This window comes from Marinomonas sp. NPDC078689 (assembly GCF_044542435.1).
GTDB lineage: Bacteria > Pseudomonadota > Gammaproteobacteria > Pseudomonadales > Marinomonadaceae > Marinomonas > Marinomonas arenicola.
Window position 1 is genome coordinate 266790 of the sequence record NZ_JBITUJ010000004.1, and the last position, 19708, is coordinate 286497.

The 19708-nt window shown below is 46.4% G+C and carries 16 protein-coding genes; 7 read left to right on the forward strand and 9 right to left on the reverse strand.

From position 1 onward, the window contains the following. Positions 1–2 precede the first annotated feature (2 nt). From ACIGBN_RS09655 to ACIGBN_RS09665, 3 genes are all read right to left on the reverse strand, one after another. Complete coding sequence (locus ACIGBN_RS09655; protein WP_133001483.1) at positions 3–500, reverse strand: cupredoxin domain-containing protein; 498 nt, start codon at positions 498–500, stop codon at positions 3–5. Positions 501–969: 469 nt separating this feature from the next. Continuing rightward, positions 970–2457: an aldehyde dehydrogenase gene (locus ACIGBN_RS09660; RefSeq protein WP_396665104.1), complete on the reverse strand. Its 1488-nt coding sequence runs from the start codon at positions 2455–2457 to the stop codon at positions 970–972. A 216-nt stretch (positions 2458–2673) separates the two neighbouring features. Continuing rightward, entirely contained in the window at positions 2674–3576 is a 903-nt protein-coding gene (locus tag ACIGBN_RS09665; RefSeq protein WP_396665106.1) for a LysR family transcriptional regulator, read from the reverse strand. 166 nt (positions 3577–3742) lie between these two features. Between ACIGBN_RS09665 and aguB the strand changes: the two genes are divergently transcribed. The 4 genes from aguB to ACIGBN_RS09685 all read left to right on the forward strand — a co-directional run bounded on the left by aguB (position 3743) and on the right by ACIGBN_RS09685 (position 9073). Then, positions 3743–4630, forward strand: a complete 888-nt coding sequence (gene aguB, locus ACIGBN_RS09670; protein ID WP_133001486.1) for an N-carbamoylputrescine amidase — start codon at positions 3743–3745, stop codon at positions 4628–4630. Between the two features lie 49 nt (positions 4631–4679). Further along, positions 4680–5774, forward strand: coding sequence for an agmatine deiminase (aguA, locus tag ACIGBN_RS09675; RefSeq protein ID WP_396665108.1), 1095 nt, complete (start codon positions 4680–4682; stop codon positions 5772–5774). A 366-nt stretch (positions 5775–6140) separates the two neighbouring features. Beyond that, positions 6141–7112, forward strand: coding sequence for a ribosome small subunit-dependent GTPase A (rsgA, locus tag ACIGBN_RS09680; RefSeq protein WP_133001488.1), 972 nt, complete (start codon positions 6141–6143; stop codon positions 7110–7112). Positions 7113–7546: 434 nt separating this feature from the next. Next, positions 7547–9073 (forward strand): acetyl-CoA hydrolase/transferase family protein, encoded by a 1527-nt coding sequence (locus tag ACIGBN_RS09685; protein WP_133001489.1) that lies wholly within the window; start codon positions 7547–7549, stop codon positions 9071–9073. 182 nt (positions 9074–9255) lie between these two features. Here ACIGBN_RS09685 and ykgO read toward each other — a convergent pair whose 3' ends face one another. The 5 genes from ykgO to ACIGBN_RS09710 form a co-directional block, all read right to left on the reverse strand. Further along, a complete protein-coding gene (ykgO, locus tag ACIGBN_RS09690) occupies positions 9256–9399 on the reverse strand; it encodes a type B 50S ribosomal protein L36 (protein WP_133001490.1) in 144 nt (47 codons plus the stop codon). Positions 9400–9411: 12 nt separating this feature from the next. After that, positions 9412–9657: a type B 50S ribosomal protein L31 gene (locus ACIGBN_RS09695; protein ID WP_133001491.1), complete on the reverse strand. Its 246-nt coding sequence runs from the start codon at positions 9655–9657 to the stop codon at positions 9412–9414. Positions 9658–9771: 114 nt separating this feature from the next. Continuing rightward, positions 9772–11109, reverse strand: a complete 1338-nt coding sequence (locus ACIGBN_RS09700; RefSeq protein WP_396665112.1) for a peptidoglycan DD-metalloendopeptidase family protein — start codon at positions 11107–11109, stop codon at positions 9772–9774. 317 nt (positions 11110–11426) lie between these two features. Next, the gene (locus ACIGBN_RS09705) at positions 11427–13286 is read right to left on the reverse strand and encodes a DUF4105 domain-containing protein (RefSeq protein ID WP_396665114.1); all 1860 of its coding nucleotides are present in this window, start codon (positions 13284–13286) and stop codon (positions 11427–11429) included. A gap of 70 nt (positions 13287–13356) precedes the next feature. Beyond that, positions 13357–13836 (reverse strand): DUF3015 family protein, encoded by a 480-nt coding sequence (locus ACIGBN_RS09710; protein ID WP_396665116.1) that lies wholly within the window; start codon positions 13834–13836, stop codon positions 13357–13359. A gap of 478 nt (positions 13837–14314) precedes the next feature. Here ACIGBN_RS09710 and ACIGBN_RS09715 point away from each other — a divergent pair, with 478 nt between their 5' ends. The 3 genes from ACIGBN_RS09715 to ACIGBN_RS09725 all read left to right on the forward strand — a co-directional run bounded on the left by ACIGBN_RS09715 (position 14315) and on the right by ACIGBN_RS09725 (position 17929). Further along, complete coding sequence (locus ACIGBN_RS09715) at positions 14315–14485, forward strand: alpha/beta fold hydrolase (RefSeq protein ID WP_396665118.1); 171 nt, start codon at positions 14315–14317, stop codon at positions 14483–14485. Positions 14486–14776: 291 nt separating this feature from the next. Continuing rightward, complete coding sequence (fdhD, locus tag ACIGBN_RS09720) at positions 14777–15601, forward strand: formate dehydrogenase accessory sulfurtransferase FdhD (RefSeq protein ID WP_396665120.1); 825 nt, start codon at positions 14777–14779, stop codon at positions 15599–15601. Between the two features lie 3 nt (positions 15602–15604). Beyond that, entirely contained in the window at positions 15605–17929 is a 2325-nt protein-coding gene (locus tag ACIGBN_RS09725; RefSeq protein ID WP_396665122.1) for an FdhF/YdeP family oxidoreductase, read from the forward strand. Positions 17930–18048: 119 nt separating this feature from the next. Here ACIGBN_RS09725 and ACIGBN_RS09730 read toward each other — a convergent pair whose 3' ends face one another. Beyond that, positions 18049–19503 (reverse strand): TrkH family potassium uptake protein, encoded by a 1455-nt coding sequence (locus tag ACIGBN_RS09730; protein ID WP_133001497.1) that lies wholly within the window; start codon positions 19501–19503, stop codon positions 18049–18051. Positions 19504–19708: the final 205 nt, after the last annotated feature.

A 19708-nucleotide genomic window follows, 5' to 3' on the forward strand; every position in this document is an offset into this window, starting at 1 on the left:
GTTTAATCCTGAGCCTTAACAGTAATTTTTCCGCGAGCAGTCGGTGCAAAATCGTCGTAATAATCATACGAGCCAACATCCAACGGCGTAATAACCAGGCTGGTATTCGCGCCCATAAACAATACTTTTTCTTGGCGCAGCTGGTTACTTTCAAACTCTGCTGGCTTGCTGCCAATGTTTTTTACCACTAGGCGGAATCTCGTTTTAGCAGGAACAATCAACTCCGCAGGAATCAACTCACCGTCTTTAATTTCAATCAGGTAAGTGGGTAATTTAGTATAACGAGGGTCATGTATTTGCTGACTGAAGCCATTAGCATCCTTTTGAGTGCTACTTTGAGAGCCACCCTCTGCTGCCCACACTTTCATTGTCGTCAGGGCAAAAAACAGGGAAAGAAAGAAAATACCGATCAACTTCATTGAAAACATCCAGCCATAATAGATTAAGCAATTGGAGCAGAGACGACGAACTCGCCCCTTCCTTACGTTTAGCCAACGCATTTACGAATCCAATGCGTTAGTTTGATACCGTTCGTGCATGCTTCTCATTACGTTATTTGAAAAAGCACAAGCACACACGTTAATGTCGGTTTAAAACATCTTAACAAGAACGCTTCTCATATTCATTATTTTTTGTGCATTTGGTCGTATTCTAATGAAAAAATTTTCGATCGATAACCTATCACAACGCAATCACAACGCTTTTGTCACTGACTCAAGGCAAAATCCAGTAGACAAGAAGCAAAGATCAAAACGACTGGCACACCTACTGGCCACGAGGGGTATCACAGAAATGGCAGAAAAGAGAAACAAGGAAGCAGCAGAGAAAAGAAAGTATTGAGATGCTAGCCAGCGAGTCTGCGCTTGATCATGATCAGACAAGATCAAGCGCAGCCAGTGTGCGTGCGTCTATGACGCAAAAATGGCAACCCTATAAAAAGCAGCAGCAAAGGCGCTGTCGCTTATGATGTTATAGACGAATCCACACGTTTTTCACTTCGGTGTATTTTTCCATCGCATGAAGCGATTTATCACGACCATTACCAGACGCTTTAACACCACCAAATGGCACGGTTGAATCACCATCTCCCCAAGTATTAACCCATACCATTCCGCTTTCTAATTGGCGGCTAACACGATGAGCACGTGACAAATTGCTTGTCCAAATAGCAGCGCCTAAGCCATATTTAGAATCGTTCGCCAAGGCAACACCTTCTTCTTCTGTCTCAAAGGTGGCAACCGCAAGCACAGGACCGAAAATTTCTTCTCGTACAAATTCCATGCTGTTTTTCGCGTCAGCAAAGATCGTTGGTTTTGCGTAAAAGCCTTTCCCTTGTTGATACTCAGGTACGCCACCATGCACCAATGTCGCGCCGTCCGCTTGCGCACTATTGATAAAGCGCGTAACGGTATCAAGCTGAGTCTTGTCTACCATTGGCCCCATATTGGTTGCCGGATTCAATGGATCTCCCGCCACATAGCCTTTCGCCGCTTCTATCAAGGCCACCATAAATTTGTCTTTAATGCCGCTTTGCACGTACAAACGAGAGCAAGCAATGCAAACTTCGCCTTGATTGGTAAAAATAGACGACGCCGCGCCTTTTGCCGCCGCAGTAATGTCTTCGCAGTCGTCAAACACCAAACAAGGGGATTTGCCACCAGCTTCAATCCAGACACGCTTCAAGTTCGATTGACCTGAATATTCCATCAACATGCCAGCGACGCGACTTGAACCAGTGAAGGCGATGACCTGTACGTCATTATGCAAAGCAAGCGCTTTACCGGCAGTATGACCAAAGCCTGGCAGAACGTTAAAGACACCATCTGGCACACCCGCTTGTGTTGCTAGTTCAGCCAAACGCAACACACTTAATGGTGATTTTTCAGACGGTTTTAAAATCACGCTATTGCCCGCAGCAAGCGCTGGCGCCACTTTCCAAGAGGCCATCATCAAAGGGTAATTCCACGGTGTAATCGCCGCAATCACGCCAATAGGCTCATGGCTGATCAACGCAAGATTTGGCCCACCTGTTGGTGCGATTTCACCGTACAGTTTGTCTATGCCTTCTGCCGTCCAGCGGAAGCAATCAATGGAATCTGGAATATCAATGCCGACCATTTCAGAAATGGATTTGCCCATGTCTAAAGTGTCTAGCAGCGCAAACTCGTCTTTATGCTCTTCAATCAATTGCGCCCATTTAAGCATGATATTTTTTCGCTCACGGGGAGCCATGGTTGACCACACACCACTTTTAAAGGCTTTTTTTGCCGCCGCAACCGCCACATCCACATCCGCGCTATCACAACTGGCCACCTTGGTGAGCAGGGCTTCCGTGGTTGGGTTAATGCAGTCAAAGGTCTCGCCGCTCACGGCAGGAACAAACTCACCATTAATATACGCCTGACTTGGAAAAGAAAGGGAGGCGGCCTGCGCTTTCCATTGTTCGTAACTATTCATGATAATTTCCTTGAGTAAATCGTCGAATATTAGGAGACTTTCTTATTCTGCAAAACGACGTATAAAAGATACTGCCAAGCTACAAAATCCACACTGAGAAAACCATATCCCCAAGGTGGTACAAAGCATAAGTTCACCCGCTACTATACTGTGCCCTGACTAGGAGGATACATCACGCAGATAAAACACAGCCCATTTCGCGCGGGGGGGTTACTCCTATTGAGAGGGTGGCACACATTGCTGGATCTTTTCAATCAACCACTGGATGCTTTCTTGGCTATCGTAAAGTTGGTGTGAAAAAATGCTCAGCGACAGTTCAGGCACACCTTTCGGCAACAACACAGTTCGCACCGGCAACATGGCCGTTAACTCTTTGGCAATATTCGCCGGCACACACATCAAGCTGTCCGACTTGGCGGCGACCATGCCACCAATCGCATAACTCTGCACTATCATCGAAATTTGTCTCGATTGATGCTGCTCTATTAACCATTGATCGATGGGGTCCGCGCCTGAGTTAACCAGTGGCAAATGAATGTGCGGTGTCGCTAAAAAAGCATGCAGACTAAGCTGATCTGGCAAGCTGTGCCCTTTTCGCACAATGCCTACGTATTGATCCGTTAACCAATGCTGACGATGGTAATACCTTGGCACAGACTGCAAGTTATCGACCCCTAGAAAAAGATCTAAGCGCCCTTCTTCAACTCGATCCATGCGCAAATTCTCCGGCAAGATATCAATGGCGATGCGGATATTAGGCGCCTCCTCTTGCAACCGGCTCGCCAGCTTAGGCAAGGCATAAAACTCAAAATAATCGACCGCACCAATGTAAAAGGTCTTGGCTTCAGTGCGCGGATTAAAAGGCTTCACTTTATTAAACGCCAAATCCAATGCACTCAGCCCTTTGCGCACATCTGGGATCAACGCCAGGGCTGTTGGCGTTGGCTCCATGCCTAATTTGGTTTTAACAAACAAGGGGTCATCGAAACGGGTCCGTAGCTTTGCCAATACATGACTTGCCGCAGACTGACTCAAATGCAAGGTCTTGGCTGCGCGTGACAAACTTCGTTCACGCTCCAGCACCACGAGCAAACGTAGCTGGCTGATGTCTATGTCCATAGGTTATCGAAATCTCTCATATAACAAACGAAATATTACATTTCCATAATAACCTAATTCCGCGTACAAATAAGATATTGTTATACTAGCGCCACAGAGGCATGCCCTGCTGGGCATATTGATGACACACAATCCACTAACATCATCGACGAAAGAGACAGATGCTATGAGAAAAGTAACGGTTGCAGCGACCCAAATGGCGTGTTCTTGGAACATTGAAGAAAACCTAGACACGGCTGAGCGCTTAGTAAGGCAAGCAGCAGAACAAGGTGCGCAAATTATTCTGCTGCAAGAGTTGTTCGAAACCCCTTACTTTTGCATCGAGATCAGCGAGTCTTATCACGCCCTAGCCACTACGCTAGAGAGCAACGTCGCCTTTAAGCGTCTTTCTGCGCTGGCCAAAGAACTCGAAGTCGTGCTGCCATTTAGCTGGTTCGAAAAAGCCGGTAACGTGCGTTACAACACAGTGGCCATGATCGATGCCGACGGCAGCTTAATGGGCACTTACCGCAAGACACACATTCCAGACAGCGATGGCTATCTAGAAAAATACTACTTTAGCCCTGGCGATACCGGCTTTAAAGTGTGGGAAACCCGCTACGCCAAAATTGGCGTAGGCATCTGCTGGGATCAATGGTTCCCAGAGACGGCTCGCAGTATGGCATTGCAAGGCGCAGAACTTTTGTTCTTCCCAACCGCCATCGGCAGTGAGCCAAGCCAGCCAGAATTAGACAGCCAACCACATTGGCAACGTGTTATGCAGGGGCATGCGGCCGCTAACCAAACTCCCGTCATCGCGTCTAACCGCATTGGCACCGAGAACGCAAAATACCGCGACTTGTCTTTGACCTTCTATGGCTCGTCTTTTATTACCGACGACACAGGGGCAAAAGTTGCCGAAGCGGATCGCACAACCGAAGGAGTATTGGTGCATGAATTCGATTTAGCGCATTTGGAATTCCAACGCCAAGCATGGGGCTTGTATCGCGATCGTCGCCCAACCCATTACCAAACCCTTCAAACACTGGATGGAAAAACGCCGGCAAACTCGTAACTCCGGTGAATTTGATAATTCCATTAGCGAGTAAAAAATAGGACTGATTATGAGCAATAAACTGGACTCAACACCAAAACAAGATGGCTTTCGTATGCCGGGTGAACACGAACCCCAAGAACAGGTTTGGCTTGCTTGGCCAATACGAGGGGATAATTGGCGAGAGTCTGGTAAACCCGCTCAACAGGCCTTTACCGCAGTGGCTTTGGCCATTGCTCAATCTGCCCAAGTGACTGTCGTAGTGCCTAATAGCCATTACGACATTGCCCGCCAATCTCTCGACGAGCACATTCGTGTGCTTGAAATCCCTTATAACGATTGCTGGATGCGCGACATCGGCGGTTCTTATGTGGTGAACAACAAGGGCGAACGCCGAGCCGTAAGCTGGCAGTTTAATGCGTGGGGAGGCGAGCTGGCTGGCCTGTATTCGCCATGGGATTTAGACGATGCCATGGCGCCTCAAATGGCCAACATCACGGGTGACGACTATTACCAAGCGCCGCTTTTCTTAGAAGGCGGTTCCATTCATTGCGATGGCGAAGGCACCCTATACACCACAGAAGAATGCTTACTGCACCCTAGCCGTAACCCAGACTTAAGCAAGCAAGAAATCGAGACACTGTTAGACAATTACTTGAGCATCAAAAAAGTAGTTTGGTTAAAAGACGGTTTGTTTAACGATGAAACCAACGGCCACATAGACAACATTCTGCACGTGATTCGCCCAGGCGTTGTTGCGCTCACTTGGTGTGACGATAAAAACGACCCTCAATATGCCATCAGCCGTGCCGCCTATGACGTACTAAGCCAAACGACGGACGCCCAAGGCCGTGCCATTGAGGTCATTAAGCTGCCAATGCCTGGCCCGCTTTATATGAGCGAAACAGAAAGCCAAGGCATTCAACAAACAGAGACCATGGAACGACACGCAGGAGAGCGATTGGCCGCGTCTTATGCGAACTTTCTGATTAGTAATCAGAGTGTTATCTTTCCCTTATTGGACACAAAAACCGATCCGCAGGCACAACAGATCCTAGCCAGCGCTTTCCCTAACCATACGCTCATTGGGGTACCGGCCAGAGAGATTCTCCTAGGCGGCGGTAACATTCACTGCATCACTCAGCAGGTTCCTAAGCGCCTTTAGGCACCCTTATGTAGGCAAAGCATGTCGATAAAAAATGCTTTAAATAGCCTCCATTCAAACCATTTCTCAGCGCTCTTTACGGCATTGAGAAATGGTTTTTTTGGTTTAATTGCCCCGTCCCTTTCAGCCCCATAATTATTATTAAAAAAAAGCGTTTTATAGAGCAATATAATGATTTGTCCCTCCTCTTCTCTGTGCTAATCTCGCAAAAGTCGTTATGTCATCGTTCGGACATCACGCGTGTTTTGTTAGGCCCTTGTTAGACCAGAGCGACCAAAGAAAGGTCTTTGCTATCGCTCGATTAAACTGATTAGGGTGTTTTGCTCCTTATTTAAATAATAGCGTTTTACGCCTAGGGTAATATCAATGGATTCCACGTTCACTTTATTGGATTTAGGCTGGCAGCCTTATTTTCAACAACAGTTGTCATTGGATGACTTAGAATCTAACCGCATTGCACGTATTTGTTCCCATCAAAACAACACATACGAGTTAATTGACGAATCAGGTTTGTTTAACCTACCAGAGCAATCTGATAGGCCTGATATGACGGTGGGTGATTGGGTCATTACCGATGCTGAACATGTCTTTTTACGTCGTTTAGACCGCACCTCTGTGTTCGAAAACACCGCAGCAAATGTCGATACTGTGTTTATCGTTTGCGCGTTGGATCACGATTTCAATCTGGGGCTGATCAAGCGCTACCTTGAGTTGGTGCATGAAGCCCAAGCCGATGCGGTGGTCATACTCACAAAAGCTGACGCCTGTGAAGATCCTCAGGAAAAACGCGCTCAAGTAGAACGACTAGACCCTATTTTGATCGTTGAAACCGTCAATGCATTAGATTCAGACAGCACAGCATGCCTGTCTCCTTGGCTTAAAAAAGGCAAAACCATTGCTTTGCTAGGCACAAAAGGGGCAGGGAAATCTTCTCTGATCAACACTTTGATGCAGAACGGCGACACTCAATCCGCGAAAATCGGCACATCCAATACCTTACAACCCATGCCCAAAGGGGCGATTCTGCTGGATACCCAAGGCCTGCGCGATTTACAAGTTGCCCAATACAATGGCAGTAAAATCGAAAGCTTTGCGGACATTCTATCTCTTGCAGAAGCTTGCCGATTTAGTGATTGCCAACATCAAGGTGAGCCTGGTTGTGCGATCGCCAAGGCCGTCACCCAAGGCCGTTTGGAAGAAGCCCGAGTGGCCAGTTTTCTATTGTTGCGCTCTGCAGAGACTGACGATGGCATCAAAGCCAAATCCAAACCTCAGGGGAAATTTTACCGTAGCGCACAATCAGATGTTCGAGCTCGCAAACACAGCGCCGCCGAATAACACCCCCTCTACAGCACATCAAACCCTCTCAAGAGCCATGCTAACCACAGGTTAGCATGGCTCTTTTTACATCAGGTTTAGCTCACAGTGCCCTGTTTTTATTATCCATTTTCCGTTTAAAGCCCTGCACACCCACAATGAACGCTCACTTTCTCTAACTTTGCGGCTTTTCCTGCATTTTGTTGTATCCCCCTATGCGACTTAGGTCTAAATTACGCAGCGTAAAGAAAAGTATAGAATCCGCTAACCATAAAACCGTTAGATATCTCTCATATAAAAAATGGCTCGGCATTCAGGCTTTTCTCGGCCGCTAGCAAGGACTCTTCCTTCTTGCGCACCACTTTTCGCCTGCTTTATCCAAACAATAAAGTCCAGCCAACACCCGTTTTATGTGCCTTCTATTACCTAATAACAACATTAAAGAAGAATTGAGCATGCAGTTAGATCGAATTAGACACAGTGGCCTACACAGTAAAATCATGTCCGCCGAACAAGCCAGCGAATTTATTAAAGATGGCATGACCGTCGGTATGAGTGGTTTCACCCGGGCAGGCGAAGCCAAAGCCGTGCCGAAAGCACTGGCGGAAAGAGTCAAAAAACACCCATTGAAAATCAGCCTAATGACGGGCGCGTCTCTCGGAAACGATTTAGACAAACTCCTAACAGAATCTGGCGCCCTCTCCCGTCGCATGCCTTTTCAAGTCGACACCACGCTGCGTAAGGCAATCAACAATGGCGAGGTCATGTTTATTGATCAGCACTTATCAGAAACCGTTGAACAATTGCGTAACCATCAATTAACGCGACCCGATGTCGCTGTCATTGAAGCGGTCGCCATTACCGAGGAAGGCCATATTGTACCGACTACATCGGTCGGCAATTCGGCAAGTTTTGCTATTTTTGCCAAACAGGTCATCGTAGAAATCAACCTGTCTCACCGGCCTGAACTCGAAGGCTTGCATGACATTTATATTCCTTCTTATCGACCTACTCGCACCCCCGTGCCTTTAACCCAGGTTGACGACAGAATTGGCAGCACAGCCATCCCGATTGATCCGGCTAAAATTGTTGGCATAGTGTTTACCAACCAGAGTGACTCTTTCTCCACTGTCACACCGCCAGATGAAGACACAGCAAACATCGCACGCCACTTGGTCAGTTTTTTCGAAAATGAAGTGGCACAAGAGCGCATGCCTGCTAATTTAGGACCTTTGCAAGCTGGCATTGGTAACATTGCCAACGCCGTGATGATGGGGCTACTGGAGTCTGACTTTAAAGACCTCACCATGTACTCAGAAGTGCTGCAAGATTCAACGTTCGATTTGATCGACGCTGGCAAGCTAAGCTTTGCCTCAGGCTGCTCGATCATTCTTTCTGAGCGCATTAACGCACAAGTATTTGATAATTTAGACAAATACCGCGATAAGCTGATATTGCGTCCGCAGGAAATCTCTAACCACCCAGAGATTGCGCGTCGCTTAGGCATTATTGCCATTAACACCGCCCTTGAGTTTGATATTTACGGCAACGTTAATTCCACCCACGTTTGTGGCACAAGAATGATGAATGGCATCGGCGGCTCAGGCGATTTTGCTCGCAACGCGCATGTGTCTGTTTTTGTCACCAAATCAATTGCGAAAAACGGCGATATTTCCAGTGTCGTCCCTATGGTCAGCCATGTTGACCATACCGAGCACGACGTGGATATTTTAGTGACAGAACAAGGCTTAGCAGACTTACGCGGCTTAGCCCCAAGGGAAAGGGCCATTGAAGTCATTAACCATTGCGTGCACCCAGAATACCGTGAAGCCATGCGCGATTACTTTGAACGCGCTTGTCTGCGCGGCGGCCATACACCGCACTTACTAGAAGAAGCATTTAGCTGGCATACTCGCCTTGAAGAGCAAGGCAGTATGAAAAAAGTGCCACCTGCTGTACCGCCAAAACTGGTCTCGTGCTAGCGAAAAAAACCGTGCGCCTCTTTGCGCCATCACAACCAAAAAGAGCATGAAAAAGCCTCGTCATGACGGTTATCCATGGCGAGGCTTTTATCGTTTTCTAAGCCTTTCTAAGCACTTTAGCGTGCATTTCTAGACTGGGCTTACTGATAATTGCTTGTTGAGTCTAATAAGCGACAAACACCTTAATGGCGCTTCTTTTTCACCCCTTGCGTCGCTTTAAATCTAGGATTGGATTTGCAAATCACAAATAATCGCCCTTTTCGTTTCACGACCTTGCAATCCGCATTGCGCAATTTTGCACTCTTAAGTGAGCTAACCACTTTCATGTATTTCTCCCTTTACTGCTTACGGCGATAGCGACGTTTAAACTGAGCAATACGCCCTTCTCCGTCGTGAGTTCTTTGCTCGCCTGTATAAAACGGGTGCGACGCACTAGACACATCGATCGCCATATAAGGGTACTCGTTACCATCATGCTCAATGGTTTGCTCTGTTTTGACCGTAGAGCCAATAAAGAAGTAGCGGTCTATTCGAGTGTCATGAAACGCAACGGTACGATAATCTGGGTGCAGTTGTTTTCTCATCATAATCTCCAATATGTTATGTTATAACATTTTATAACGCTTCTAAGACTATATTGCAAACAAAAAAAACGGCCCTTCGAAAAGGACCGTTTATTCATAACCCAAAAGCCGACGCTAATAAGGCGTGTCATTCATCATGGCAACCCATTGCTCAACATGACGTTTAAACTCAGGCATCTTCGCATTAGGAATTTCCTGAAGCGTTGGAATGTCCGTTGTCATGGCATTCACCGGCTTGCCGTTCACATGCAATTCATAATGCAAATGGGCGCCCGTGGTACGGCCAGTATTGCCTGATAACGCGATCACTTGCCCACGCTTAACATGTTGACCTTTTTTCACCAGAATTTTACTAAGGTGCAAAAAGCGCGTGCTGTAAGGACCTAAGTTATCAACATCAAGATATTTACCCGCGTATTTTTGATAAGCCACTCGTGTCACCACACCGTCGCCAGTTGCCAATACTTTTGTACCGCTCGGTGCAGCCAAATCGGTGCCGTTATGGGGAGACAGGCGGCCAGTAATAGGGTGACGGCGATTAGGGTTAAATGGCGAACTAATACGGTAATGGATTTTGGTTGGCCAACGTAACAATGCAGGCGTCAAACCATTGCCGTTTTGATCATAAAAACGCCCATCGGAATGCAAAAAGGCATGGTAGGTTTCGCCTTTAATCGTCAGCTGAATGGCTTCTAGCTGCATTTTTCCGACCGACTCACCGTTTACATCACCGGTTTCTACAACCACATCAAAGCTGTCGCCAGCCCGAGGGTCTTTACGGAAATCGATGCGCGTTTTAAACAGATCGCTGATAATCACGATATTTGCATCAGACAGACCGAGCTTTTTCGCGGATTGATAAAAGCTTCCTGCAATCTTGCCGTGCAAGGCCTCTTGCGAGTAATTGATTGGCAGCGCGTTTTCTTGATAGCTATAGCCACCATTATCATGACGCACATAAGAGATGCTTTTACTCGGGTTAATGCGACGGGAAAGACTTTTTAACTTACCCTCATCATCCAATTCAAAGCTCAGTGTATCGCCTGCTAATAAAGGGTCTAATACCAGGTATTCTTCATCCGCTTCTAAGATGGAATACATCACACTACGAGACAAGCCAAGGCGATTAAATATCTTTTCAAGCGTTTCGCCAGACTTGATCACATGATTAATAACGTGCGGCACTGGTGCGGCAGAAACAACACTTTGAAGAGGGTCGGTTGACAGTAAAGCGCCTTTCGAATCCGTTGTTTTTGCTGCCGGTTGCTCAACAGGCGAGATCTCAGCCTCACTCATTGTACTGTTCGGCAACACATAGGTTTCTGGGTCTGGGCTCGGTGCGACTAGAGCTCGATAAACCAACATAAGGAGAACAAATACACTTAGAATCAATAGTAGCCAAGCTTTTGGACCAGAAGGAGTCCAGCGCGAAAGGCGATTTTCAGAAGACATAAAAAAACAACTCGTTAAAACAGAATAAAGCGGCTCTAGCTGAACCATCTAAGCGCCCAAAGCACCATAGACACAGCCGTATACGGGCTAGATCGTCTTACGCTTTTTTGGAGTGAATACAGTAAGTACCATTAAATTCGTTTGATACGCTAATAAATCAAACGAATTTAATCGCAATTTTCACTTTCTATACCGCTTTCTATACAGAAATGGGCTTGGGCATGAAAAATAACTGGCGAGAATACGGCATTCTCGCCAGTAAAGAAATCCCTCTGATCAATAAAAGGTCAGAGGTAATCACTTAAATAGAGCAAGGCTTAAAAGTAATGCAGTAATTGGATCGAGGTATCATTCCAACTTTTTGCTTCATACCATGAGTGGGAAGTGCTCAATCGCATCTGCCAATCTGGTGCCAACTGATGCGCCCAAACGCCATTCAGAGTACGACGCTCCGCATTATGAAGATTGATATCGGTGAGATATTCAAACCCTAGTTGCAGATTGTTTTGCTCGCCATACCAAAGCCATTTAAATTCAGGACCCGCTTCTAAACGGTAACCATCTTGGTAATCGTCTTCTACCGAGCCACTGCCGTTTAATAGCACAGAGAACATACTTTGACCCACTTCTTGAGTCACACCCGCGCCGCCTTTTAAGCGAAAAACCAGTTCATCATCAATGGTATGGTCGCGCAATAAAGACGCATTTACCTGCCACGATTTCGGTGTCACCAAGGCATTTTTAGGAGCCAATGAGCGAATATTAATAAACGAAAAAGTGTCTATTTCGACGGATTCCGCTTCATCCCATCGCAGACTGCCACTAAACATAGACAGCTCAGCGCCTTTTAAATAGCCACCCTGCGGGTCCAATAAACCATGGTAAGACGGGCGGTATTCTAAAACAGAGTACGCCTTGCTGTCTCTAGAGCCTAACGACAAGCCTAAGCGCTGGGTTTGATGACCTTGATCATCACGCAATGCTGGTGGCTTAACAGGCGTAAACACTTCCCCACGCTGGCGCTTACTGCGTAAAGACAAGAGTTTAATGGAACGACCATTCAGGTAACTTGAGGTAACCTTTTTACGAGCAACCAAATAACGGCTGTATTCATAAGCAATTTCTAAAATCTGCGCCTGATCTTGATCACTGTAGGTGTCTAGCTCAGTCAGATCCAACTGTTCATTGTCAACCAGCGCTTTTGCCACATCGATGTGTTCATCATCCAATTGATTAAGCATGTTTGACATTCTATTCAGCAACGATGGACGGTAGCTGGCGTCATCAATCATATTGGCTTTTTTAAGCACGCGCACCGTGTCGGCTGGAATCGCCCAAAGGGAAAACTCATCCGCTAAATTTAAACGCGGGCTGCTGGCGTCAAGTAAGGTTAATAATTGGTAAGAGCAGTTTTCAGAAAAGAAGTAATACGACATTTGTGTGTTTTGCATTTCCCACACATGGCGCACAAATTGTTGCACCTCAAACGGCGTCAAGTCGAGTTTGTATTCCCAAATATCGCGGCTTTCTAAGAAGTTGTATTCTTTGACTTTTTGGTAATACGGCATCACGGAAACGACGCCAGGATAACCGCCTGTCAGGCCTTTATAAGTAAAGACCAACTGGTTCTCATCTGGGTCAGCGTTGGCGGCATAATTGACGGCGTAATCCAGTAACGGCGCATCGTTGCCTTTTTTCTTCACCCGAAACAAGGTGTGCCCATACATAGAAGAGGGGCTGTTTAAATAGGCTGCGGGGAAAATCAAATAAACACTTTCGCCGTTGATCTGGGCGAACCAAGGGTCAAAGTCTGGGCATTCTATTTGTTGCAGAGGCAAATCAGGTCTTTGTTTTTTAAGCCAGAAAAAACGTGCTGGATAACGGCACTGCGCGGCTTGATTGGTGTCGCTAAGCGTGGGGCCTTGTAAAAAACCCGCCAATGAGGCTTTGAGCTCGGCAGCAGGATCTTGACTGCCCTCTTTCGCAAGAAAAAAACTCGGATCGTCTATCTGGCTGCCAGTCCCTTTAATAGCACCAACACCATGGTAATGAAGCAAGTCTTGCCACTCTTTTTTAGCCGCAAGAGTGTCTATTTCAGCGTCGGATAAAGGCAACGCCATGGCGGCAAACAAGGAAGACGATAAAGAGGAAAACAATAAAAAGATTAAAAAGCGCATAAATATAAAAGCTACCAACAAAAAATGAGGGCATATAGAATGCCCTCATTTGGTCAAGGTTAATTAGGTATTAACCTAGGTATTTAGACAACTCTTTAGAACCAGACATAACGGACATGATGCCATCGTATGCTGTTGTTGGGTTCGCTTGTGCGTCTGCAAAAACAGTATCGAAGTGAGATTGCATTTGCTCATTAAAGACCGCTTTGTCTGCGCCTTTAACGCCCATTAGGTCAGCCAAAGCGCCCAATGTTTCGCCGTTACCTTTTGCCATGTCGATAGCCAAAGGTTCTAGGTTATCGTTTAAGAACATAGCAATACCGCCAGCCAATGGGCCGTTCGCATCTTCACATCCCCAAGTACCGGATGTCATAGCAACTGTTTGACTAGCCGATCCATTGGTAGTCGCTGCCATAACGTGTTCGTACCATTCATTTGCATCTTGGAAAACAACCGCTGTACCCAAACCACAACCCGCAGGGCCGTTAGAGGCTGCGAAAGAAGAAACAGAAACAGTAGCAAGTACTGCAGATAAGATAAGTTTTTTCATGATGATTTCCTATAATTCCTTTAATAAGGTCTAGCCAGTGTTCCCAGATAAAACTGTTTATAACAACTACTTCCGTAGGTAGCGTTTCAATTCCTACTGAAAAGTTACTTAAGTAAAACAGCTGAAGTTAAGGTTATAGGAAGGCCTCTATCGATGTAAAGAAAAGGTCATTAATAAGCATGAAAAATAAGCATATTTCAAAAATTCAGCCTTTCCATGAACAATTTCTCACCAAAAGCATCATAAAAATCCATATTTCAAATGCCATTAATAAACAATAGAACGCACCAGTAAGCCTAGCCGAGCGCCTTAATAGCTTGAAAAGCTCAATGAGAGCAAACCATGACGTGTGCCGGTATAGGGGCGTTCGCATGAAGAGAGCAAGATGACCTTATGAAGCAATGTTTATAAGGTCATTAAAGCACCCACTTTATTGATTATTGGTACGCGAGATAGAACCGCGATAGGAAAACCATTAGTGTCTGCTGAAGTCAGAAAAACAATGGGACGCTATGACAAATTGGGCAAATTAACTCAGCAAACTATCCCAAACAGTACCTTAGTTGAAATACCGAATGTTGGTCATTTACCGCACATTGAAGCTTTCAATCAATTTATAACCCCTTTAGAAGCATTTTTAGCAAAATAAAGGCAAGAAGTACAAACTAAACGCAACCTCTCTGCCTTAGGGGCTAAGAGGTTGCATAATCAACCTACTCCATCACGCTAAAGCGACACAGCCCCTCTTTTTGGATGGCTCTGTGTGCTCGCTCCCCCTACCGTGCCTCTCTCGCTTCGCTTTATTGACCAATATCAAGTGATATCGCATACAAAACGACATCTATCATGGAAGCGCGCCCACCCGATAGACGCCACCTCCCAGACTACGTACTATTAATAACAAACCATTACAATTCGCAATGAGCAGAAGGCAAGCCTCATGACCAGTTTCTCCGCGCCGAGCGTCCAACTTTGTTATTTCTCACGACTGAATGATTCAGAGTGTGAAGCGGTAACATTGGTTGAAGAAGCGCCTCTTGCCATCAGCATTAATGACATTACTCATGCCATTATGATGGTCACGCCGACGGCGCTGGATGCGTTTGCTATTGGTTTTGCTTTCAGTGAAGGTTTGATTGAAAGTGCACAAGATATTCGCGACATTAGTATAGAGAGAACCCCTACCCAACACGCTGGCATTGACGGATTTGCGATCAACCTGGTTATCAGTCAACGCCGCTTTAACGAGTTTAAAAAAGGTCGCGTTGCTCGCTTAGGAGCAACAGGGTGCGGTCTGTGTGGGGTAGAATCGTTAGACTATGCATTGCCTCAACTGACATCTCTCATGCCAAGCGACATACTGTCAGATGATATTTTACGCACCTTAAAAGACCGCCTCTTTGAACACCAGGTCATCGGCAAAGAAACTGGCGCCATCCATGCTGCGCTCTTGATCACGCCACAAGGTGAGGCTCTCATCGCGATGGAAGACATTGGCCGCCATAATGCGCTCGATAAAGTCCTTGGCTATGCCCTCAAACACGGCATTGATCTCCACAATCACAGCGTTGTGATGTCGAGTCGATGCAGCACAGAACTGATACAAAAAGCCGTTCGTTCAGGCTTATCTTGTTTGATTCATCTCGCCTCGCCAAGCACCCTAGCGGTGGCACTGGCGCGACAATATGGTTTGACCCTTATTCATTTACCCAAGAAAGACGCTCCGAGAATTTTTGCGCCGTCTTCTCAACTTAAAGGCAACTAAATCATGTCTAAAAACAATTTCTTTACCCCTTATAAAGGTCCAGCTGGCGGCTGGGGAGCACTACAAAGTACAACCAAACACTGGCTAAAAAGCGACAACGTTGTACGTAACGTGTTTACCATGCTCAAAACAAACCAACCGAATGGTTTTGACTGCCCAGGCTGTGCTTGGGGTGAAAAACACGACCCAGCTAAAATTCGCTTTTGTGAAAATGGCGCCAAAGCCGTCAACTGGGAAGCCACCTCTCGCCGTGTTGATGCCGATTTTTTCAAACAACACAGTGTGAGCTGGCTAAACACACAAAGTGATTACTTTCTAGAATACCAAGGTCGCCTCACTGAACCGATGCGTTATAATGCAGAAACAGACCATTATGAACCTATCTCATGGGATCAGGCTTTCACTCAAATAGCCGAGTCTTTAAAAGCTCAAGAAGACCCAAATCAAGTGGCTTTCTACACTTCTGGTCGAGCCAGTAACGAAGCGGCTTTTATCTATCAGTTATTTGCCCGCGCTTATGGCACCAATAATTTCCCAGACTGCTCAAACATGTGTCATGAAGCCAGTGGTTATGCCCTAATCAGTAGTTTAGGCATAGGCAAAGGCTCAGTGGAAATCGACGATTTTGACCGCGCTGACGCCGTCTTTGTATTTGGCCAAAACCCTGGCACTAACCACCCACGTATGCTTGAAACATTGCGAGAAGTGGTTTCTCGTGGCGCACAACTGCTTACTTTCAATACCCTGCGTGAGCGTGGACTTGAGCGTTTTCAAAACCCTCAAAACCCAATTGAAATGCTTACCAATGGTTCCAAGCCAACCAATACAAACTATTATTGCCCTAAAATTGGCGGCGATATGGCGACGGTTCGAGGCATAGTCAAAGTCTTAATCGAGATGGAAAGTGCCGCGCAAAAAGAAGGCAAAGCCGTTTTTGATCATGAGTTTATTCAACAACACACACAAGGTATGGATGATTACCTAGCAGAAGTTGAAAAAACGCCATGGGACGCTATTTTGGCTCAATCTGGCTTAAGCAAAGAAGAGATTTATCATTGCGCTGAAGTCTATGCAAAGGCCAACAGCGTCATCTGCACATGGGCAATGGGCATCACACAACATCACCACTCTGTCGCGATTATCCACGAAATCGTAAACTTGCTCGCGTTACGAGGCAATATCGGCAAACCAGGCGCTGGCACCTGCCCAGTACGTGGCCACAGTAATGTTCAGGGTGATCGCACCATGGGCATTAATGAAGCCCCATCCAAAGCCTTCTTAGATTCAATGGAAAAACATTTTGGTTTTCCTCAGCCACAAGAACATGGCTTAAACGTGGTGCAAACCATCCAAGCCATTCAAGCGAAAAAAGTACGTGTCTTTATCGCTCTTGGTGGTAATTTCGCGGCTGCGACACCTGACACAGAAGCCACTAAAGAAGCTCTCAGAAGCTGTGAGCTAATCGTTCAGATCAGTACCAAGCTCAACCGCTCTCACCTGACCATTGGTGAAAATGCGTTGATCTTGCCGTGTTTCGGTCGTACTGACATTGACCATCAAGCCACTGGCGTACAACGCGTCACCGTGGAAGATTCATTCAGCATGGTGCACGCCTCTGGTGGCGTAATGGAACCACTTAGCCCAGAGCAACGCTCAGAGCCTGCTATTATCGCGGGTATGGCACAAGCGACATTAGGGGACTTTCCGCTAAATTGGGAAGAATTGGCTGGCGATTACTCTCTCATTCGCCAACATATTGAAGCGGTGATTCCAGGGTTCGACAATTTCAATCAGCGCATAGAACAAGAAGGTGGGTTTTATTTAGGCAACAGTGCCAGAGAGCGTAACTGGAAAACCCCAGCAGGCAAAGCCATTATGCACACTCATGCTCTACCGGAATCTATATTGCCTAAAAACGCACAGGACTTAGCGTCTGATACGACCTTAGTATTGCAAACGCTTCGTTCACACGATCAATACAATACGACCATTTATGGCATGGATGACCGTTACCGAGGCATCAAGGGCGAGCGTCAGGTGCTGTTTATTAACCCTGCAGACATCAAGCGTCTTGGCTACCAAGAAGGCGACAGCGTGACATTACGCTCTTTGTGGGACGATGGTGTAGAACGTAAAGTCAGCGGCTTTAAACTGGTTCCTTACAGCATCCCTGCTGGCAATATTGCCGCGTATTACCCAGAGACCAACCCTCTGGTACCACTGAACAGCCATGGTGAGTTTAGTTACACGCCTACCTCGAAGAGCATAGCGATCGAGCTTGAGCCGTACCAAGAACCCACCAGCAAAATAGCCTCTGTTTCGAACTAAGCAATAACAGGCTATTGATTAAAAAACATTAAAAAGGGGAAGTTGGCCAAGCCACTTCCCCTTTTTCTCTTTTTCTCTTTTTCTCTTAGTTGTAAGTGTAAGCTAACAAATGAACAATACTAATGACGCCAAAGGACGGGGAAGAACAGCACCAGCACGGTAAAGTACTCCAAGCGCCCTAGGATCATCGCAAAGCTCATCATCCATGTTCCTGTATCGGTAAGAGGCGCGAAACTGCTGCCAAGCTCTGCAAAGCCAGGCCCCAGCACATTCAAACACGCTGCGGTTGCACTGAGCGCAGCCACAAAGCTCAGCCCTGTCGTCATCAATAAAACCGTAAAGACCATGGTGGTCAGAGCAGCCAGACACATAAAGCCCATCACCGAATGGCGCACATCCGCGCCAATCGTGCGTCCTTGAAACTTCATCGCAAACACGCCATTAGGGTGTACCAGCCGCTTCAGCTCCAAGCCGACAGACTTCAAGGAAATAATATTCCGAATGACTTTATTCCCTCCTGCCGTTGACCCAGCGCACCCCCCAATATAACCAACAAAAATCAATACCACAGCCGTCACAGCAGGCCATGCACTTAAATCGGTTGCTGCAAATCCGGTACTGGTGATGAATGAAATAATATGGAAAAAGGATTCCGTGAAAGCGCCGCTAAAGGTCGCATTAGCGCCTTTTTGGTAAAGATAAAAAGCCAGCAAACAAGAAATCACAAAGACGATCATTAAAAAGGCTTTCATTTCTTCATCACGCCAGTAAAGCTTGATGTTCTTCGCTAAATAAACACGGTAGTGTAATGCAAAGTTAGTGGCCCCAAGCAGCATAAAGACGTTGCAAATCCACAACAATAAACTGCTATGAAAATACCCCATACTGGCATCATGGGTAGAGAAGCCTCCCGTTGATACGGTTGAAAAGCTATGACCTATGGCGTCAAAAACCGACATCCCTGCTAGGTAATAACAGATGGCGCACAAGGCGGTAATGGTCAGATAGACAAGCCAAAGATAATGCGTTGTACTGGCGACCCTAGGTGACAGTTTTTCGTCTTTAATCGGCCCAGGTGTTTCTGCTTTTAACAGTCGCATGCCGCCAATGTTAAGCATTGGCAGAATCGCCACCACAAAAATAACCACACCTAAGCCACCCATCCATTGTAAAAACTGCCGGTACATCAAAAAAGTACGCGGCATGTCATCAAGACCAGACAGCACTGTGGCGCCTGTTGTCGTCAACGCACTAATGGATTCAAACACCCCATCGGTAAAGGTGACGTGGGCAATCGTAACAATGGGAATGGCACCCAGCACGCCGACAGCCAACCAGGTTAAGCTGGCAAACAGCATGGCTTCGCGGGTTGAAACAGAGGGTAACTGGTATTTTTTGAAGGCGATCAACAACACCAAAGAAACGCCTAAAGTAATAGACGCAGGCATGGCAAAGTTACTTGCTACATTGTCTTTAAACAGCATAAAAGACAACTCACCAAACACTAACTGCACCAAACCCATCCATAAACAAGGCATAGTCAATAATCTAAGGACTAATAGAGGCCGAATCATGTGCGGCAAACACTCCTATTAAAACGTAGGCATATTTTATGGAAACGTATTGTTGGAACACATTCTGTCATTATTGAGTGAAGGGGCCAGCGCACGACATGGCCAATAATGACAGTCAAATCTCAACCAAGTGGCGAGGCTCGGTATAGTACGCCATAAGTTTGCTATATAGAAGATTGAACACAAAGGTTAAGCTTATTCAGTG